Origin of the sequence: Acetobacter senegalensis, assembly GCF_001580995.1 — a bacterium.
Lineage (GTDB): Bacteria > Pseudomonadota > Alphaproteobacteria > Acetobacterales > Acetobacteraceae > Acetobacter > Acetobacter senegalensis.
On sequence record NZ_LHZU01000145.1, the window covers coordinates 77,137 to 95,993 of the forward strand.

General features: G+C 57.6%; 19 protein-coding genes. 3 read left to right on the forward strand and 16 right to left on the reverse strand.

The annotated features are described in order from the left end of the window. Positions 1-111 precede the first annotated feature (111 nt). Complete coding sequence (locus tag AD948_RS14980) at positions 112-615, forward strand: GNAT family N-acetyltransferase (RefSeq protein WP_061472543.1); 504 nt, start codon at positions 112-114, stop codon at positions 613-615. A gap of 254 nt (positions 616-869) precedes the next feature. On the opposite strand, the gene AD948_RS14985 is transcribed toward AD948_RS14980, so the two are convergent. From AD948_RS14985 to queA, 10 genes are all read right to left on the reverse strand, one after another. Beyond that, a complete protein-coding gene (locus AD948_RS14985; RefSeq protein ID WP_156479055.1) occupies positions 870-1,640 on the reverse strand; it encodes a hypothetical protein in 771 nt (256 codons plus the stop codon). 196 nt (positions 1,641-1,836) lie between these two features. Continuing rightward, positions 1,837-2,457: an MlaC/ttg2D family ABC transporter substrate-binding protein gene (locus AD948_RS14990; protein ID WP_006558189.1), complete on the reverse strand. Its 621-nt coding sequence runs from the start codon at positions 2,455-2,457 to the stop codon at positions 1,837-1,839. 7 nt (positions 2,458-2,464) lie between these two features. Next, positions 2,465-3,334 (reverse strand): MlaA family lipoprotein, encoded by an 870-nt coding sequence (locus AD948_RS14995; protein WP_039903956.1) that lies wholly within the window; start codon positions 3,332-3,334, stop codon positions 2,465-2,467. Positions 3,335-3,614: 280 nt separating this feature from the next. Then, entirely contained in the window at positions 3,615-4,442 is an 828-nt protein-coding gene (locus AD948_RS15000; RefSeq protein ID WP_061472581.1) for a TerB family tellurite resistance protein, read from the reverse strand. A 251-nt stretch (positions 4,443-4,693) separates the two neighbouring features. Further along, complete coding sequence (locus AD948_RS15005) at positions 4,694-5,005, reverse strand: winged helix-turn-helix domain-containing protein (protein WP_061472545.1); 312 nt, start codon at positions 5,003-5,005, stop codon at positions 4,694-4,696. Positions 5,006-5,011: 6 nt separating this feature from the next. Next, positions 5,012-5,629: a hypothetical protein gene (locus AD948_RS15010; protein WP_061472546.1), complete on the reverse strand. Its 618-nt coding sequence runs from the start codon at positions 5,627-5,629 to the stop codon at positions 5,012-5,014. 661 nt (positions 5,630-6,290) lie between these two features. Next, on the reverse strand, positions 6,291-6,545 hold the full coding sequence (locus AD948_RS15015; RefSeq protein ID WP_061472547.1) for a ribbon-helix-helix domain-containing protein: 255 nt from the start codon (positions 6,543-6,545) through the stop codon (positions 6,291-6,293). After that, positions 6,542-7,714 (reverse strand): tRNA epoxyqueuosine(34) reductase QueG, encoded by a 1,173-nt coding sequence (gene queG, locus AD948_RS18790; protein ID WP_061472548.1) that lies wholly within the window; start codon positions 7,712-7,714, stop codon positions 6,542-6,544. Before queG ends, AD948_RS15015 begins: the two co-directional genes overlap by 4 nt. Before the next feature lie 191 nt (positions 7,715-7,905). Continuing rightward, the gene (gene tgt / locus AD948_RS15025) at positions 7,906-9,066 is read right to left on the reverse strand and encodes a tRNA guanosine(34) transglycosylase Tgt (RefSeq protein ID WP_061472549.1); all 1,161 of its coding nucleotides are present in this window, start codon (positions 9,064-9,066) and stop codon (positions 7,906-7,908) included. Further along, the gene (gene queA / locus AD948_RS15030) at positions 9,063-10,178 is read right to left on the reverse strand and encodes a tRNA preQ1(34) S-adenosylmethionine ribosyltransferase-isomerase QueA (protein ID WP_061472550.1); all 1,116 of its coding nucleotides are present in this window, start codon (positions 10,176-10,178) and stop codon (positions 9,063-9,065) included. Before queA ends, tgt begins: the two co-directional genes overlap by 4 nt. Positions 10,179-10,404: 226 nt before the next feature. On the opposite strand from queA, the gene AD948_RS15035 reads away from it, so the two are divergent. Both AD948_RS15035 and AD948_RS15040 read left to right on the forward strand, forming a co-directional pair. Beyond that, positions 10,405-10,623 (forward strand): hypothetical protein, encoded by a 219-nt coding sequence (locus tag AD948_RS15035; RefSeq protein ID WP_006557113.1) that lies wholly within the window; start codon positions 10,405-10,407, stop codon positions 10,621-10,623. A gap of 17 nt (positions 10,624-10,640) precedes the next feature. Beyond that, positions 10,641-11,135 (forward strand): kinase inhibitor, encoded by a 495-nt coding sequence (locus AD948_RS15040; RefSeq protein WP_061472551.1) that lies wholly within the window; start codon positions 10,641-10,643, stop codon positions 11,133-11,135. 90 nt (positions 11,136-11,225) lie between these two features. Here the strand turns inward: AD948_RS15040 and AD948_RS15045 are convergent, their stop codons facing one another. The 6 genes from AD948_RS15045 to AD948_RS15070 all read right to left on the reverse strand — a co-directional run bounded on the left by AD948_RS15045 (position 11,226) and on the right by AD948_RS15070 (position 18,693). Further along, on the reverse strand, positions 11,226-13,391 hold the full coding sequence (locus AD948_RS15045; RefSeq protein ID WP_061472552.1) for a hypothetical protein: 2,166 nt from the start codon (positions 13,389-13,391) through the stop codon (positions 11,226-11,228). Positions 13,392-13,483: 92 nt separating this feature from the next. Then, positions 13,484-14,233, reverse strand: a complete 750-nt coding sequence (locus AD948_RS15050) for a methylenetetrahydrofolate reductase (RefSeq protein WP_061472553.1) — start codon at positions 14,231-14,233, stop codon at positions 13,484-13,486. After that, positions 14,230-15,138: a bifunctional methylenetetrahydrofolate dehydrogenase/methenyltetrahydrofolate cyclohydrolase gene (locus tag AD948_RS15055; protein WP_006557117.1), complete on the reverse strand. Its 909-nt coding sequence runs from the start codon at positions 15,136-15,138 to the stop codon at positions 14,230-14,232. The genes AD948_RS15050 and AD948_RS15055 overlap by 4 nt, the downstream gene beginning before the upstream one ends. 164 nt (positions 15,139-15,302) lie before the next feature. Continuing rightward, positions 15,303-16,457 carry a GNAT family N-acetyltransferase gene (locus AD948_RS15060; protein WP_061472554.1) on the reverse strand — a complete coding sequence of 385 codons (1,155 nt, stop codon included), beginning with the start codon at positions 16,455-16,457 and terminating at the stop codon, positions 15,303-15,305. A gap of 15 nt (positions 16,458-16,472) precedes the next feature. After that, the gene (locus AD948_RS15065; protein ID WP_006557119.1) at positions 16,473-16,937 is read right to left on the reverse strand and encodes a RidA family protein; all 465 of its coding nucleotides are present in this window, start codon (positions 16,935-16,937) and stop codon (positions 16,473-16,475) included. 190 nt (positions 16,938-17,127) lie between these two features. Beyond that, a complete protein-coding gene (locus AD948_RS15070) occupies positions 17,128-18,693 on the reverse strand; it encodes a TSCPD domain-containing protein (protein ID WP_061472555.1) in 1,566 nt (521 codons plus the stop codon). Positions 18,694-18,857 lie beyond the last annotated feature (164 nt).

Here is an 18,857-nt window from a genome sequence, read left to right on the forward strand (position 1 = left end):
GTCTGATGCGGCATCCGTCCTGTCTGCCCTCAGGTAAATCTTTCTTTTTTTGTCTGACGCCCCATGCCGGGGCGTTTGCGCGTACCCCTGCCTTTGTGCGGAGGGCGCGCCATGTCTGATGCTCGTACAGTCCGCACTGGCCGTTTGGTGCTCCAGCCAGTTACCTGGCGTGATATGGAAGATATGGTTCGCCTCAAGGCCGATGGCGGCGCTTTTGGCCAGATGTTGGGCGGCGTGTGCACCCGTCAACAAGCTGAACGCGATATGGCGGATGATATTGCGTTCTGGGCCTGTCATCGTGTGGGTATTTTCACCATTCACGAGCACGGCAAATTTGTGGGGATGACCGGCATCCATGACAGACCGGATGGGCGAGGATTCGGCCTGCGGTTTGCCCTCTATCCTTGGGCAAGTGGGCGAGGAATTGCGCGTGAAGCTGCCAACGCGGCTTTAAGTTTTACGCATAATGCGGGGATTCCCCGTGTTGTCGCTGTGGCAAAAGAAACCAATCTTCCCTCACGCAGTATTCTGAAGGGAATCGGGATGCGCGAGTGTGAAACATTCGAGCGTGATGGTCAGACGATGGTTGTCTATGAAAGCATCCGCCCTTCCTGAAAGAAGCGGAGACTTCTGCCGCCGCAACGCAGATTAGAGCGCGTGCGCGAAAAACGCTGACCGTAAGGTGGCCGGGCGTTTTTGCCCGGAGACAAGGGGAGCGATCCCAATCTCTTGCTGTCATTGGGATGAACTGATGACGCATATGCCCTGAAGGCAGGCCTTCACATTTCCCTTGCCGGCTTCAGAGCATCCGTTTCTTTTTCCGGAGAAGCACCCAATCTTCCGTCAGGAAGTGGCGACGACAGCGTAGGTTAACGTCCAAAATCTGCATTAAGCTTGCGAGTCTGCTCGATAATTGTCTGGGTCAGGTGACTCTGGCTGGGAGGAAGCCGTACCTGAAGCGCCATCAGATCATGTGCTGTGGTCAGGTGGAGAAGGCCCTGTATGGGGCTGTTATTGGCTATCAGGCGGCTTTCTGTGCCGAATCCGGTTGTGTGCGGTGGGGTTGTGAAAGCAACATCTCTATCCCCTTCGCGCGTTATCTGGTCATCCGGATATGGGCCGCTCGGAAAGTGGCTGGCAGGCTCTATCCCTTCTTGAATGACTGACTGCACATACGTCTGATAGTTGGGAAAGGCGCGGGCAACGGTGCGTGCCACGTCAAAACGGCCACTGGTTGTTCCAAATGTGGAGGAAACCTGAATACCGGGGCCGTTGGTTTGGGCTTCAAGCGCGGCCCTGTCTGACTGGGGAAAGGCTTCGGGCCGGAGCATCAGGAAAGTGCCCGATGAGCCATACAGTTGCAGACAATGCCACCCAACCGGCCCCACGGCGGCCAGATCCTGAGAAGCATAAAGCGTTAGGCCGGCAGGAAGAGGGGCAGCCAAGGCAAAAGGGGTAGGAAGAACCGTTGGGGCGGCAACAGGACCTGTCTGCCCGTCTGCCGGACATCCCTGAAACTGCGTAATGAGGGAATGTGCTGCTTGTGCGTGGCGAGGGGAGAGAAATGTGGTTCCTGCCAGAACAGCGTATGGCAGAAGTAATGCGTACCTGTGCCGCAGAAGGTTGTGGACGAGGGTCATGATCGTGCTCTTTTCCTGTCCTGACGGTTCAGCCTGCTTTTCAGCGGCCTGTCTCATCTTTCATGAAAGAGCGGACGAGAGAAGAGTTTCCCCAATTTGTAACAATTCAAGGGGAGATCAGATGAGCACAAAAAAAGCGCCACTCCAGAAGAGTGACGCTTTTTGATCTCGCTCCGTTGCCGGAGGCGGAAGAGGCTTACTGCTGTGTGGCGGCCGTTGTGTGGTGGGCAATCTGGCGCTTCAGGGCGCTGATCAGTGCATCCACGTTGCCGCCGTTACGGGCGATGTAGGAGGAATAGTCCTGCCGCTGTGTCAGGCGCAGGCTGGCCCCTTCGCCAATAACGTCCACCACTTTGGGAGAGTTATTCACAATCCACTGCATGGTTGCGGGGGGCTGCTGGGGGCGCAGAAGAGTGGCTTCAACAGCGTCATCCTCACCGGATTTGGTGACATTGCCAATGGTAAAGCTCACGCCACGATAATCGCCCAGCTTGTCGGTAATGGCGTTCACCAGCACCTGATGGAACAGGCCCAGATATTCTTTCTGCTGGGCAGGTGTGGCAACTTTCCAGTAGCGGCCAAGGCAATAGCGGCCAATACCATCAATATCCACGTTTTCCTGGATAAGCGGCATAACTCTTTCCTTTTTTTCAGAAAGAGAGACCGGGCTATTTACAATAGCCACCAGCTTGTTGCCGAAGTCCTGAATGAACTGGCGGGTATTCTGAGCTGCATGGGCCGGCAGGATGGAAAGGCTGCCTGCACATACCATGGCAAAGGCACCCAGAAGAAAGCGGCGGCCAGAGAGGAATGTCATGTCAGTGTTACCCTTGTTGTTTATTCTTGACATGGTACCACAAAGGCACCGTCGCTCGGTGGTCGTTTTTGATAGCTTCTATCTGAGCCTTGCGTTGCTGCTGATACGCACTGCGAATGGTGGCGTACGGGTCGAGCGCATCCCGCTGCAGTGCATCCAGCTCATCCAGATGTTCTGAGCGTCCATGCACAACGGCCATCATGTTATAGGCCCAGTTGAAGCTGATCAGCCCATATCCACGTGGTACATAGTTCCAAGGGGAAAGCCCTTGGTCAATCCCGTAACCAATTCCGTCACGGATGGAGGATGGCCCCATGGGCAGGAACAGGTAGGGGCCGGAGGGAATGCCCCAGTTGGCCAGCGTCATCCCGCCATCATTATCATGATGAGGATATCCGGCCATTTTGGCGACATCGATCAGCCCGCCAAGGCCGACTGACATATTGATGCACCAGCGTACAAACGCATCCCCCGCACGGCGTGGCTTACCTGCGCCAACATCGTTAAAGAAGACAGAGGGCTCGTTCATGGTGGTGATCATGTTGCCCAGTGAATTCCGCACAGGGCGGGGCACGGCCCACACATAAGCCTTGGCTACCGGCCGCAGCGCCCATTTATCGAACGTCATGGTCAGGTTGTAGACCTTGCGGTTCAGGGGCTCGTACGGATCGTTCGCCTGTTTGTATTCGGCCAGGGCGTCCGGATCTTTGGGGGGCGGATTGCGGATGCTGCTGCAACCCGCCAATGCCAGGAGAGAAAGAGCGAGAAGAGAAGAGCGGGTGGAGAAACGGCGATAAGCCGAAAAGCCTGCCCGGGTCTGACCATTCTGTGCCTGACCGCGAGGGCGGAGCCGCATGCCGTTCCGTCCTGAATTCATTGCCGCCTTCACCTTCACCCTGTGACGCATCCTTAATATGACCTGACCGTATGGCAGGCCTATCCTGCCGCCTTGTCTACCACGAGAACGGCGCTACGCAATGCAGGGCTTCTCTGCACGGAAGGCAGGGTAGAAGAAAAAAAGCGCCTCTCTGGCCCTTCGGTTCACCGCAGAGTGTGATTTTTTTGTTCTCTGTTGCCTGAATGCCGCAATTATGGGGTTTCTCGCGCCATTATTAAGCGCGAGTGAGGGGATTCTGTTGGGGGGGCAGACGGCCAGTTTACAGGCCGCGTTCCCGTTTGATCAGATCCCATGCCGCGTTAATGCGTGAAATACGGGCAGAAGCCTCCGCAATTTCGGCAGGTGTCGCATTGCGGGCAGACATCACATCCGGGTGATATTGGCGAACCAGTGTTTTCCAATGCGCGCGAATCTCGTCATTGGAGAGAGAGGCTTCTACACCCATGATCACGTAAGCATCTTCTTCCGCCATGGCAGGGCGTGCGCGGCCCTGCTCCGCACGGTCCCATGCTCCCTTGCTTAACCCGAACAGGGCGTGAACCCGTTGCAGGAAGCGTGTTTCTTCTTTGGTTAAAGGTTCATCAGCGGCAAGGTCAGCGCGGGCAATGGTGAACAGAATTGCCAGCAGATCTTCCAGTGGCTGTTTGTCATCAGCGTAAGCCTGCCCCAGTTCGCGGGCAAAGGCTTCATAATCATCCGTGCGTTGACGGGCCATATCAAACAGCCGTCCCAACTCGCGCATGTTTTCTGGCGGAACCCGAAAGCGTGCCTTGAAGGCGTTAATTTCACGCCGGTTCACGGGGGCGTCGCATTTGGCCAGCTTGGCGCAGAGAATCACGCTGCTCAGGCCATAAAGCTGCTCTTTCTTGCCCATGGCCGCAGCCAGTTTGGCCGCCATGAAGGTTGCCGCCCCGTTGGGATCAGGCCGGGCACGGGCCGCCCAGCGGTCACTCCACCCTCCTGTCGGGGGCTGAAGCAAAGTGCCTTTATCCGCAGCGTGGCCCAGCGCCGTGCCCAAGGCGGCCCCTACAGGCCCCCCCATGGCAAACCCGGCAACGCCGCCAAAAATCTTACCCCAAATCGCCATTCTGTCCGCTTCAACCATCTGTGCTGTGAGTACCATATGGTGCCCGGTTTCAGCCTTTCAAACACCATAGCAAGGAGATGGCCTGCAAGAGAAGGCAATCTACCGGCAACGCTGCCATGGCGCGCCTGTTCAAATGGCTACGAATTCAGGGGGAGGCAGGGCGGGTGAGCGGTCTTAATTTTTATTTACGGTTTGCATTATAAAAAAGGGCGAGGGAAGGTGAACAATGCTTCCCGCGTGAACCGCAGGCGTCATGCCATGTCTCCGGACGAGGCGACCAAACGGCTCATGGTGTCCAGATAAGCGATATAGGCGCTTCGTCCCTGTTTTGTCAGGCTGAGTTGGGTGAGAGGGCGTCGCCCTGCAAAGCTTTTATTTTGCAGGACATATCCGGCCTCTTCCAGTTTTCTGAGGTGAGTGGACAGATTTCCATCCGAAACCTGAAGATGCGTCTTGAGGGTTGTGAAATCCGCAGTGCCGGTGGCGGCCAGAAAGGTCATGATGCCAAGCCGCACCCGGCCGTGAATGGTTTCATCGACCTCATGGATATTGAAAGGAGGCATGGGGGTTTAGGCTACAGCGTTCTGTTTGCGCATGAGCACACCGCCGGGCACAGCCAAAAGAAGCACGAGCAAACTGCCATAAAGCAGGAAAAGATAAGGTGAGTTGATGAACAGTGCAGACAGAAGAGCTCCAACAAAGGAAGAGCCAGCAACAAATTGCAGCCATTTCTGGCCCGAGATCAAAGCAGCAACCAGCCAGCCTGTTCCATAAAGCCCCAGAATCAGTGAGGGAAACAGTGCCCACACCAGTGTTGTCTGGCACCGCCACATGATCAGCAGGGCCGCTAGAAAGACAGTAAGAATACACCACCCAATAGATTGCCAGACCCGCGCCATGGCCTGATTGGTGAAAGAAGAAGCGCCCGTAAGGTTTGCTTTCCGTGCCAAGATGAAAACGCAAACCCCATGCACGCACATGGCGATCCCATAAATCCATATGATGGCGTCAGGCTCAAGGCCAAGAAGGTGGCGGGAGGCAGCCCACGCAATGACAGAGGCAACCCCGAAAACCAGGCCACCCGCCAGAAGGAAAGGCCCAAAAGTGAATGGCGTGCGTTGTCCGGCTTCAGCCAGAGCACGTAAAAAACTGATGTCCTGCTGCAAGGTATGTGTCTGTTGGGTCATGGAGCGTCTCACAAGCCGAAGGGGTGGTTGCCAGCAACCGTGAGTTCACCATAGGAAATTAACTTTGAAATTAAAAGTAAAATTTTATGCAAAGTTAAAGGTAGGCGTTGGCGTGCATTGAAAAGCTGAAGGCAAGGCGAGGTAGAGGGAATGCGGGGAGGTCCTGCGCTGTAGAGCCAGAGCAGAAAGGAACGTGCTTTTTGACGTGAGTGCTGTTGCCTGCCGAGAACGCAAAAGCCGGTTAAACTATCTATCTGGTGGACCGGCCTTTTGGGGAAAACGTATTTGTCATGTGACAAAATGAGATTAAGAGGCTGTTTGAAAAGTCTATAAGGCGGAGGGACGGGGCGTCAGCGGCTGACTGTGTTGGCTTTTATTCCGATGGTTTCGTATCGACCTTCATACTCACTTTTTCAATCTTGCTAGTCTCTCGTCAGCTTTTTCATAGTTTATTTTTCAAACTGTCCTTCAGCGTCAGGATTCCATTTGTTATTTTGAAAATTTATTTCCTATACAAGATTCTTATTATTTTCATCGTGTTTACGAAGGTGTTTGTAGCCTTACTACCTAGGTGTTTTCAACACCTTATTATTTATTATTAGGTCTGATTGTTTTCTAGAATTATTTTTAAAATAGACTGACTAATTCAAATATTTTTCGTTTAATGTTGTTCTGCTTTATCATCTGTCGTCGCATTGACCTGTTTGCGCAGCCAGTTGAGGGCATGGACCCGTAAGGCAGAAGCAAGAGAGCGTGGTGGAAGGCGTTCTGCATCCACCCGTGCAACCAGAACGGGCAGAGGCTGCTGGCAGGCATCTGCCATTTCCTCAAGAACGTCCCAGAAGTCTGGTTCCAGCGCCACGCTTGTGTCATGTCCGGAAAGAATAAGGCTGCGTTTGCGTAAATGCGAACTCATGATCCATTCTCTTTCAGGCGGAGGGTAGCCCATTGGGCAGCTTCGGCAACTGCCGGGTCTGTGTCTGTCAGCAACTTTTCGGCGTGAGGTAACAGGGAAGGTTCGCCGCTGTTGCCTATGGCAATCAGCACGTTGCGCACAAAGCGATTGCGGCCAATGCGTTTTATGGGAGAACCGGAAAACATCTGGCGGAAAGAGGCATCATCCAGTTGGCTGAGGGTTGCCAGTTCCGGGGCAATCAGGTCTGGGCGTGGCTGCAGTTTGATCTGGCGGGATGTCTGGGCAAAGCGGTTCCAGGGGCATACAGCCAGGCAATCATCACACCCATAGATATGTGTGCCTATGGCTGGGCGTAAGGCGTGCGGAATAGGGCCGGAATGTTCAATGGTCAGATAGGAAATGCAGCGTCTTGCATCCATTTTATAAGGTTCAGGAAAAGCCTGTGTGGGGCAGGCCGTCAGGCAGCGCGTGCAGCTGCCGCAGCTTCCTCCGGAGGGAGGAGAGGCAGGCAATGCCAGCGTTGTATAAATCTCACCCAGAAAAAGCCAGCTTCCATGGGTGCGGGAAACAAGATTGGTGTGCTTTCCTTGCCATCCTAATCCTGCCTGTTCTGCCAAAGGTTTTTCAGAAACAGGCGCCGTATCGACAAAGACCTTGACCTGCGGCGTTTCAGACAACGGATGTGCCTGTGCCTGTGCCTGTGCCTGTGCCTGTGCCTGTGCCTGTGCCTGTGCCTGTGCCTGTGCTTGTGCTTGTGCTTGTGCTTGTGCTTGTGCTTGTGCGGCGGCGAGAGTCTCACGTCCTTCCTTGACCACAAATTGGGCCAGATGCTTCAGCATGCCTTTTACCAGATCATGGTAATCGCGGTGGCGGGCATAGACGGAAATATTGCCGCGATCTCGCTGGCGCAGGGTTGCCAGGGCATCGCCTTCCGGCGCGTAAGACAGACCGAGCGCAATCACGCTGTGTGCATCGGGCCATAAATCCTGCGGATGCGTGCGCTGGTCCGTACGTTCGGCCAGCCAGCCCATTTCTCCCTGATAGCCGTTGGCCAGAAAATCGGTCAGACGCGTGCGTACCTCTGGCCCCAAATGCGCAGGGCTGAAGCCAATGGCGTCAAACCCCAGAGCCAGTGCTTTATCCCGAATACGCGCGGCAAGCTTCTCCATGCGTGCAGCGGGGCGGGGAGGGGAAACGGAGTGTGAGTCAGGCAAGAGAGGCCCCCGCGAAAGCGAGATCTCTTACGGCTTGGGCCGGGAAAAGGGGATATGGTGAAACTGGCTTCTGACCCGCTTGACGGTAGGGGATAAAGCAGGGAGTGACATGCCCTGCTTTATCCTCAGTACGAGCACTGGCGGGGTCAGGGAACAGGTGGGATGACCGGTTGTGGCATTTCATCTTCTGTCCAGTCTTCTGCGGCCCATTCAGCCCGAAGCTGTGTAGCCAGCGTTTCCAGTCGGCCTTCCAGAATGGCTTGGCGTATCTGGCGCATCAGCCGCTGATAATAGGCGATATTATGCCATGTCAGCAGCATGGGGCCCAGAATTTCATTCGCCCGGAACAGATGATGCAGATAGGCGCGGCTGTGGCGTGAACAGGCCAGACAGTCACAGTGTGGAGAAATGGGCCGTGCATCGCCAGCGTGGCGGGCGTTGCGTAAATTCAGGGTGCCACGTTCTGTATACGCGCGGGCTGTACGGCCTGCACGGGTGGGCATGACGCAGTCAAACATGTCCACGCCGCGCATCACGCTGCCCAGCAGATCATCAGGCGTGCCAACGCCCATCAGGTAGCGGGGCGCATTTTGCGGCATAAGCGGAACGGTGGTGTCCAATGTGGCGAACATCAATTCCTGCCCTTCGCCAACGGCAAGGCCGCCAATGGCGTAGCCTTCAAACCCGATGTCGGTCAGGGCTTTCACGCTTTCAGCCCGCAGGTCTGTTTCTGTGCCGCCCTGCACAATGCCAAACTGACCGTAGCCCTCGCGGTGCACAAAAGCCTCGCGGGAGCGTGCTGCCCAGCGCATGGACAGGCGCATGGATTTGGCAATGATTTCTGGCGGCGCAGGCAGGGCCGGGCATTCATCAAAACACATGGTGATGGTGGCATCCAGCGCGTGCTGGATGTCGGTCGAGCTTTCCGGGGTCAGGCGATGCGTTGAACCGTCAATATGGGATTTGAAGGTGACGCCATCCTGATCCAGTTTGCGCAGCGCCCCCAGAGACATGACCTGAAAGCCGCCAGAATCCGTGAGAATCGGGCCGGACCAGTCCATGAATTTGTGCAGGCCACCCAGTTGCCGCACCCGCTCCGCGCCCGGGCGCAGCATCAGGTGGTAGGTGTTGCCCAGCACAATGCCCGCACCGGTGGATCGCACAGCATCCATGGTCATGGCTTTTACGGTGCCCACAGTGCCCACAGGCATGAAGGTGGGGGTGGCAACAGGGCCGTGAGCAGTGTGCAGGGTACCAGCGCGGGCGTTGCCGTCCGTGCTCTCGCAGGTCCAGTTGAAACGGGTCATGAAAGGGCTCCGGCCGCACCCGTGGGGTGGGCAGTGGTCTGATGAGAAATGCGGTGGGCATCAATGGGGTTGGCGCACCGCAGCAGGCAGGCATCTCCGTAGGAATAGAAGCGGTAGCCAGAGTGTACAGCGTGGGCGTAGGTCGCACGCATGCGCTCTGTTCCGGCAAAGGCGCTGACCAGCATGAACAGGGTGGAGCGTGGCAGATGAAAATTGGTCATCAGCATGTCCACCGCCCGGAATTTGTAGCCGGGCCGAATGAAAATGGAGGTTTCAGCGTCAAACGGATGCACCCGGCCTGTTTCATCCGCAGCGCTTTCCAGAAGGCGCAGGCTTGTGGTGCCGACAGCAATAATACGGCCACCCGCCTGCCGTACGGCGTTGATACGGTCTGCTGTTTCTTGCGTGATGATCCCGCGTTCAGCGTGCATGTGGTGTTTGGAGATATCGTTCTCCCGCACGGGCAGGAAGGTGCCGGCACCCACATGCAAAGTAAGAGTGCAGCGTTCAGCTCCGGTCGCGTCTACTGCTTCCAGCAGGGAGGGCGTAAAGTGGAGTCCCGCCGTGGGGGCAGCCACAGCCCCTTTATGCTCGGCAAAAATGGTGGCGTAGTCTTTGTCGTCCTGCGCAGTCGGGCCATGTGGGCGGTGAATGTAGGGTGGAAGCGCCAAAGCCCCTACATCTTTCAGGAACGCATCAAAGGCACTGCCTTCTGCTGAGAACCGGAGCACGCCTCCGCCACCCTCTTCCCGCGCCAGAACCTCGGCAGTGTGGGGGCTGCCGGTAAATGTCAGGGTATCGCCCACCCGCAGGCGGCGCGCATTGCGGACCAGCACATGCCATGTGCCATCGGCCAGAATACGGTCCAGCGTAATGCCGATGCGGGCTTCCCCACGCAGGGCGTGCAACTGGGCGCGGATAACGGCTGTATCGTTTGCGACCAGCAGATCACCCGCGCGCAGCAGGGAGGGGAGATCAGACACATGCCGGTCATGGAACGGGCCGTCTTGCGGCACATCCAGCAGGCGGGCGCTTTCCCGTGGTCTGGCAGGTTCCTGCGCGATCAGGGTTTCGGGCAGGTGGAAATCAAAATCTTCGGTGCGGTCGCTCATGGCCCGATGGGTTTACGCAATAGGCAGCGCCTGCGCCAGAGGGCAGATGGATGGAAAACTGAACCTTGTGAGCACTGATGCGTCTGGCCCACAGGGAAGAGGGCAGAAGGAGGCGGCCGGGTTTTGCAAAAGATGGCATGGGTGGTACGCCTCATCCTGTCTTGAAGTGCGAGCAGGCGAGGTTCAAAGTCCACTCCTGTTTGTATGAGAAAATTTGGAGAAAAGAATGTCTTACGCATTGCTTGATGCGGCCCGCGTTGCCAAAGCCGCCAAAACCTCTCTGGGTGTTTTGCAGGCCAGCAACGAATCTTCTGAAGCGCATCAGCGCAAGATCATCATGATTGAACGGATTGAAGCTCTGGCCCGTGCCGCGGCTGAATCTGACGCTGGCAAGGCCGTTACCCTGACGTCTGAAGAATTCTGGCTGATCAGCCGCAACTGGTAACAAAGGAAAAGCACACCATGGCGTTTGTTCTCTCAAGCCCGGCTTTTACTGAGGGCGCAACCCTGCCGCAGGCCCAGGTTTACAACGGCATGGGGCAATCCGGGCAGAATCTTTCCCCCGCGCTGGAGTGGAAAGGCGCGCCGGAGGGCACCAAAAGCTTCGTGATCACAGTGTATGATCCGGATGCTCCAACAGGGTCCGGCTGGTGGCATTGGGTGGTTGCCAATATTCCTGCAAGCGTGACCAGCCTGCCCGAAGGTGCAGGGTCAGGCAAAGGGGGGCTCCCCGCAGGGGCCTTGCAGGTAAGGACTGACTTCGGCGTGCCGGGTTATGGTGGGGCAGCTCCTCCGCCCGGACCGGTGCATCATTATGTTTTTACGGTGCATGCGGTGGATGTGCCCGAACTGGATGTTACCCCTGACTCCAGCCCGGCTCTGGTTGGTTTCATGGTGCATCATCATAGTCTGGGTGCGGCCAGCCTTACGGCTGTTTACGGCGGAAAAGCCCCGTAAGGTCTGCATGAAGCGTCTGCGGAAGGATAAATCCGCCGTTTTCATCGGACAGGAAAAAGGAGGCCTGAAAAGGGCCTCCTTTTTTAGTGCTTACGGCCTGCCGGAGAGTGAAGCTGAACGGAGCGGCGTATGATGTGCCAGATCCACCACCACATCCGTCATGGACACACTGCCCTCGTGTGTCAGGAGCGCGTCTTTGCCACCCACATGATGGGGCATGACCATCAGGGTTTCTCCTTCATCCATGAATTTGAGGCGCAGGTCATTCCACCGTGGTGCCACAAAGCGCCGGAAGGCAGCCGCTAGAGCACATTGGTCCACACACCAGTTGGTCGGGTTTTTGGGGTCATAGGCCGTGTTCAGATAATCGCTCAGGAAGTGTGCGATGGGCGGCAGGAGATCGGTTTCTCCAAAATAGGAAATACCTGCGCCAAAACCCCAGGGTTCACCCATCACCTGCTGGCCCTCATGATTATAGGCGTACAGACGGAACCCATAATCCGCTGTGTCAGCCATCTGTTGCCACAGGGTAGTGAAGTTTTCAGGGAAGTACCCGTCACAATCGGCTGTAATCACCGGGCAGCGGAAGTGGGCCACAATTTCGGGCAGCATCAGATACCGGATGGCTGTATAGGTCGCGCCGTCCCTGTGTGTCAGAGAACCATGGGTAAAGCTGAGCTTCACGTGCGGATCATGGGCCGCCAGCCATTCTGAAACCCGCGTCAGGAAGGTCAATTGTTCCATGGTTGGCTGTTCCACCCCGATACAGAGGTGAATAGGCTGGGCAGGCGGAGTGCTTCGGCAGGCCCGAAGGAGGGACAGCACCAGCTTTGGGATAAAACGGAAATAACCGGTATCACACCCGAAAACCAGACACAGGGCTGGTGGTGAAGCGGTAGCCTCTTCCTCCGGGCTGAAATGCCATTCCCACCCAGAGAGGCCAAGCCGGTCTGGTACAGCGCGGGAGGAGAGGGCGTCGCATTCAGCCTCACTCAGCCATGAAAAAACTCCACAATTATAATGGATGGGATGAATATGTGTCTGGATGGCCAGTGCTTTTGCTGCCGCGTAATGGGCATCGGCTTCCCTGCGCAGGCCAGCCAGCCAGCTGGCATGACCCATGTTCACTTCTTCCCAATAGCTGAGGCCGTTGAAATGGGCCTCAGCCTTCAGGATCTTCAGCCGACGCTGTATGCTCTGACCTGAACAGATTTCTTCAAAACGTGTGCTGTAGGCCTGTCGTACATCATGGCTGTTCTGCCGTGCTAGGGGCATGGGGATAAGCAACTGATCAAAGAACCCGTCAAACATGGGCAGCCCCATGCGCCCCAGACGGCGGGGTAAATCCAGCAGAGCGTCTTCCCCTGCGTTCACCCGATCAAGAAGAGGTTGAATCCGTTGCAGATCCGTGTCGGGGAAGCGGGCGCTCAGGGCTTCGCTCAGCAGATGTGCTGCGGTTTCATACTGTTTTGTACGCAGGGCCAGAATGGCAGCATAATAGATCAGATCGGGGTTGGTATCTTGCGCGCGTGCGCAGGAGAGGAACCCTGCCGCCAGATCCCAAAGGGCAAAAAAACCACACTGGCGCGCCAGATGGAGCAGATGCCCCGTATCGCCGGGTGCGACGCTCACCTTGAGGATCTGCTCGCGCAGCTCCTCTGTTACGGCCCAGGGTGTGCTCTGGCTTGGCCGGATTTCTCCCATCTGCAACCGTTCTGTCAGCGTTTCCAGTAGCGCTGAAAGTGTGCGGGAAGGGCATTGAGTCAAAGTGATCCGCTGGTCACTTCCTTCAGTCCAAAGGGTGAGGGCATCCCCTTTTCGTTCCGTCTGTAGTGCTTCTGCTGGCCACTTCCAGTCTCCCAGATGAATATGGTGTTCGTGGCATACGGCGCGCCCAACCCAGCGGCCATTTTCGTGCCAGTCACGGGTGGTCAGGTCTTTCAGAACGGGAAGGAGCGTGGTGGGAAGGGCCAGAAAATGTTCCCAGGCGGCGCAGATAGGCATCGTGTCAAGTTTGTCAATTGCGCGGCTGGAAAGGTAATGGGCGTTGGCCTTCAGCGCCACAAACTGCCTGGTGGCAATGGAGTCCACAGGCACGACTTTTACAAAGGCCTCACATGGCTCGATCGTGCCGTCATCATGCAACACCACAGGGGATGCCGCACGGAACAGGATATCCGTGAAAGAAGCGGAATGCATGTGCAGGCCTGTGTAACCCACCAGCGCGCCATGCCATGAGAGAAGAAAAAACGCCATTTCAAAACTTTATCCTGAAACGGCGTTCGTGAAAGAGGAATTTTATCAGGTCAGACTGTTTTTGTGTGCAGTCAGAAAGAACAGACCTGCCTTTATGCCAGAGCCTCTAGCAGCGGTGGCAGATACTGATCCAGTTTTACGCGGAGCGGCATCAGATAAGCCCGCCCTTTTTCCTGCGAAAGCTGCCGTAATACGGTCTGGGCAAACTGGATATTGGCCTCCAGCGTGGGTTCAAAATCCTTTGGGAACACCACATGGTTGGTGGTTTCCCAATAAGAGCGTGAGCGTGGGCCGATAACGGGAGACAAGCCCCAGAACACGGTTTCATCCCGCAGCCATTCGCGGCAGAGGTCAAACAGTTTCAGGTCAAACACGGGTTGGGTGAAGAACCCTTCCGCCCCGGCCTCTTTCTTGCGGGCAACGTCTTCCAGTTCCTGCCATGGCGCACGGCGGTAAGGATCAAATGCCGCATAAATGCGCAGGTGAGGCGCTTCCTTTTTGTAGCGGCGGATAATGCTTTCCGTGCTGTTGGGGTAGGTGCGGTGGGACAGATCTGCTGGCGGATCTCCGTGCACAACCAACACTTCCTCAAGCCCCGGCTGATCTGCGCCGGGCAGAGGGGCGTCTGGAGCGATATCAATCGCCCGGATATGGGGGACAACCCGCGCAAAGTGGGGGCGGATCAAGGCAGCAGCATCCCAACTGCGCAGCGGAAAGCGCATCAGATCCGGCACGTTTAGCGTATCGGCTGCGGCAAACAGAGCCTTTACGCTGGCAACATCGTCCAGCAAGGCTTCCGTGCTGCGGGGAATCAGTTCAACGGAGAGGCGTGAAAGGCTCATTCCGGTTTTCCCGTTACCAGAAGGCGCGCAGCTGTGAGAGTATTTTTCAGCAGGCAGGCAATGGTCATGGGGCCGACGCCACCCGGTACTGGCGTGATACGGCCAGCCACTTTGACGGCTTCGTTAAACACAACATCGCCGACCAACCGGGTTTTGCCGTTCTCCAGCGTGACGCGGGTGATGCCCACGTCAATCACTGTGGCCCCCGGTTTGATCCAGTCACCCCGCACCAGTTCACGCACCCCGGTGGCCACCACCAGAATGTCGGCCTGCCGGGCCAATGCAGCGGTATCCCGCGTATGGATATGCGCGATAGAGACCGTGCAGCCTTCGGCCAACAACAGCAGGGCCAGCGGCTTGCCGACCAGATTGGATGCGCCAATCACCACGGCGTGCTGGCCGTGCATGTCTCCCAACTGGTCTTTCAGCAGGAGCAGGCAGCCCAGCGGGGTGCAGGGCACAAGACCGGGGAGCCCGATTGCCAGACGCCCTGCGTTGGTTTCTCCCAGTCCATCCACGTCCTTTTCGGGGCGGATGGCATTGGTCACACGCCGCGCGTCCAGCCCTTTGGGCAGCGGAAGCTGAACCAGAATGCCATGAATTTCCGGATCGTTGTTCAGGCGTTCAATCAGCGCCAGAAGTTCGGTTTCAGAGGTTGTTTCCGGCAGCATGTGCATGAAGGAGCGCATGCCTGCATGATGAGTCTGGATAGCCTTGTTGCGTACATAGACTTCGCTGGCCGGATCATTCCCTACCAGAATGACAGCCAGCCCCGGCGTGACGCCGTACTGATCATGGAAAGTACGCACATCATCGCGGATCTGGGCGCGAAGGGAGGCGGCAAAGCCTTTGCCATCAATCAGGGAGGCCTGATGGTCGGAAGAAAGGGGAGAGGATGCGCTCATCGTTCCTGCTGCCAGTCTAATCGGGAAGGGGCGGTCTGAAGTGTTGGAGGCATACGCAAAAAAACACCTCGGGACAATGCCGCAGCCCGGTACAGCCGCAGTTTTCTGCGCGCATGTCAGGGCAGCAGGGATAAACCGGCAGCCTCCACATGTAGCGGGCTCCCTTATTCTGCGGCGTTATCCTGCCGATAGGGGGAAAGCTGGCCCAGCGCCTGGGCTTCTTCCGTCATTGCTGAGCGTTCGTGTTCCAGAAAGTTCGCCACACTGGCCCGAAAGGAGGGGTTTTCAATCCAGTGGGCGGAATGGGTGAGGCTGGGCACATAACCGCGCTGGATCTTGTGTTCCCCCTGTGCGCCGGCTTCTACACGTTTCAGCCCATGTGCGATGGCAAAGTCTATGGCGCGGTAATAGCAGAGTTCAAAATGCAGGAACGGCCAGTTGCCCGTGCAGCCCCAGTTGCGTCCGTACAGAGTATCTTTGCCCAGCAGGTTCAGGGCGGCGGCTACTGTTTCTTCACCGTTGCGCGCTACCATCAGCACAACCCGTTCCCCCAGCCGTTCTGAAAGCAGAGGAAAGAAAGCAGGGGTGAGGTAGGCGCTGCCCCATTTGCGGTCTACCGTGTTCTGGTAAAATCTGTAGAACGCATCCCACTCGGGTTTGGTAATGTCGTTCCCGCGCAGGGTATGAAAGGTGAGGCCCGCCGCATTGGCGTCTCGCCGCTCGCGCCGCAGGACCTTGCGTTTGCGGGATGAGAGCGCCTCAAGAAAATCCTCAAAGCTCTGATAACCCCGGTTATGCCAGTGATATTGCAGCCCCAGCCGATGCAGCCAGCCACGTTTGGCCATCAGGGCGCTTTCCTGCTCCTGACAGAAAGTAACATGGGCGGAAGAAAGGCCGGTATCGCCACAGATCTGGCGCAGGGCATCTGCCAGCACGGCTGCAGCTTCCGGGGGAGCATCAGGGTGCACAAGCAGGCGCGGGCCGGGTGCCGGGGTAAAAGGAACGGCAACTTGCAGTTTGGGATAATACTGGCCGCCTGCGGCTTCAAAAGCGCGGGCCCAGCCTTGGTCAAACACGTATTCGCCCCAGGAATGCCCTTTCAGGTAAGCGGGGCAGACGGCCGCCAAGGTGCCATCCGGGGCGTGCAGGCTGACATGCCGGGGCATCCAGCCGGTGCGGCGGGAGACAGAACCACTGTCTTCCAGCGCAGAGAGAAAGGCGTGGCTGACAAACGGGTTATCTGACCCCGCGCAGGCATCCCACGCCTCTGCCGTGAGGGAATGGATGCCGTCGTGGAGTGAAACAGACCAGTCCGGCATGGCGCATCCTCTCAATCAGTCGATTTCGAACAACCCTTCCACTTCAACCGGGGCATCCAGCGGCAGGGATGGCACACCCACGGTGGAGCGGGCATGGCGGCCAGCATCACCAAATACATCCACGGCCAGATCAGAGGCACCATTCATGACGGATGCATGAGCCGTAAAATCTGGCGTGCAGGCAATAAATCCGCCCAGACGCACCACGCGTTTCACACGGCTGAGGTCACCCACGGCGGCCTTAACCTGCGCGATCACGTTGATCATGCTGTAGCGGGCAGCTTCAACAGCGGTTTCGACAGATACCGCGCCACCCAGCTTGCCTGTGGCGAACAGCTTGCCGTCAACCATGGGTAACTGGCCGGATAGAACCAGCAGGTTGCCAGTCTGCACGGTCGCTACATAGTTGGCAACAGGAGCAGCGGGTGTGGGCAGGGTGATACCCAGTGCGGCCAGACGTGCTTCAGGGGTGGTGCTCATACAATCATCTCCGTTCAGGGTGCCGCGTGCGCCATCAAAGGCGCATGCGGCGGGAAAAGAGGCTGCCCCGGCAGGCTAAAAGCCGGCCCCGAAAGGGAGGGCCGGCGATAGAAAACCGCTCCGTCTGGCTCCAGCGTATCCCCCGCAACAAAGTGCAGGGCAGCGCCGGGGCTAGAGGACCAGAGTTCCGTTAGCTGACAACCAGCCGCAGGCTGCCTCGTTTGCGGGGGGCAGGGTCGCTCTCATCCGCCGGGAAATCAAGCGGCAACAACGGATCAGGCTCGCCCTGCATGTCCTGATGGGGGCCATCGGGCAGCTTTTTACCCAGATAGGCTTCAGACAAAGCGCGAAAGGCATAATCCAGCATGGAGGTGGCGTAGGTGGCCACGGGGTCGCCTTCCACCGTGCCGGAGGGGCCGAAGCAAGAATAGGCAAAGCTGTTCACATATTCTTCCAGCGGCGCACCATATTGCAGGCCAATGCTCACGGCTTCCCCAAAGCTTTCCATCAGCCCTTTCACCATGGCGCTCTCCCGCGTGGGGGTAAGGGACAGTTCGCCTAGCGTTCCGTCTTCATACTCTCCAGTACGCAGGAACAGGCGGTGGCCGCCAATGGCTGTTTTCTGGGTAAAGCCGCCGTGGCGGTGGGGCAGCGCACGGCGCATTCCGCGTTCCAGCTTGCGGCGTAGCGGCTGGGCGGCCGGGTCTGGCCGTGCTGGCATGCGGTCAATAAAGCCGGTCAGCGCCCGATACATGGCCATGTGCGCGGTGGGCCCGGGCAAAGGCAGTACGGTTTCCCCGGCCAGCGCAGCCGCCAGAGCGGTTTCTGTGGTGAAGCCTCGGGCCTCCAACCGGTTGACGGTGCTTTGAGCCAGCCGTCCATCCGGGCGCAGCAGGGAGAAAACGGGAGCAAGGCCGCACGCTTCCACACCCAGCACGCCATCGACTGGTCCGGAGGTAGAGAAGCCGGTTTCAATGGCTTCAAGCGGATTTTCAGTTTCTACCGCAGCTTCATTCCACACGGCCCGGAGCGTTTCGCTCAGGCCCGGCAAAACGGTCCGCACAGGCGGAAGGGGAAGGGACTCGGGGCCACAGCCGGAATGGGCTGTCAGCGTTGCCAGTGTGGCAATGGCGCATGCGGCGGCACGGCCATCTTCACTATCGTAATCCAGCCCTACTCCAGCCAGACACGCATCCAGATTGGTCAGCAGGATGTCCCCGGCACAGCGCGGGGCAGTGCCTGCGCCATCCACATCAGAGCTCTTGACGGCAGGCTGAGTGTTTTCAGACTGGGGTGCAAACAGATCAGGCAGGGGTAGCTCGCCGTTGCGCTGGTTGCCCATGGTGTGGGAGGCATCACGCAGCACGCGGGAGAGCAGACGCAGAGCCGCCACAAAGGTTTCTGCGGCAAACCCTTCCCCCGGAGAGACAAAAGCGGCCAGATTGAGCACAAAGCCCGGTGGCCGATCGAACTCACATGCCCAGACGGCTTCTGTCGGAGCCGCCTGACGCATGAGCAGAAGCCAGATGAGAGACCGCGCGGTGGCGTCATCCTGTGTCAGGGCGTCCACCCAGCGCGAGGCCGCACGCGGGAGGTCTATTGCGTCCGTGCCGGGTATGAGCTGGGCCAGCGCAGAAGCTGCGTCGGTATCCCACTCAGCGGGCAGCGTTACGGAGCGGAAAGGAGCATCCGGGTCTGCTGCGGCCTGTAGTGTGCTCATGAGCACACCGTTCCAATGGCGTCTGGCTCTTGTCATGCCCGCAGTTTACGCCCTGTGCACAGGGCGATGGAACCCGGTCAGACCCCTCTGCAGATTATACAGACCCCGGTATAATGAGGATATGGGGGATAACTTTTTTCCAATCGAGCGCAGTTGATCGAACAGGCGGCCAAAAGGCATGGACCGCGCCTTGCTAGCGG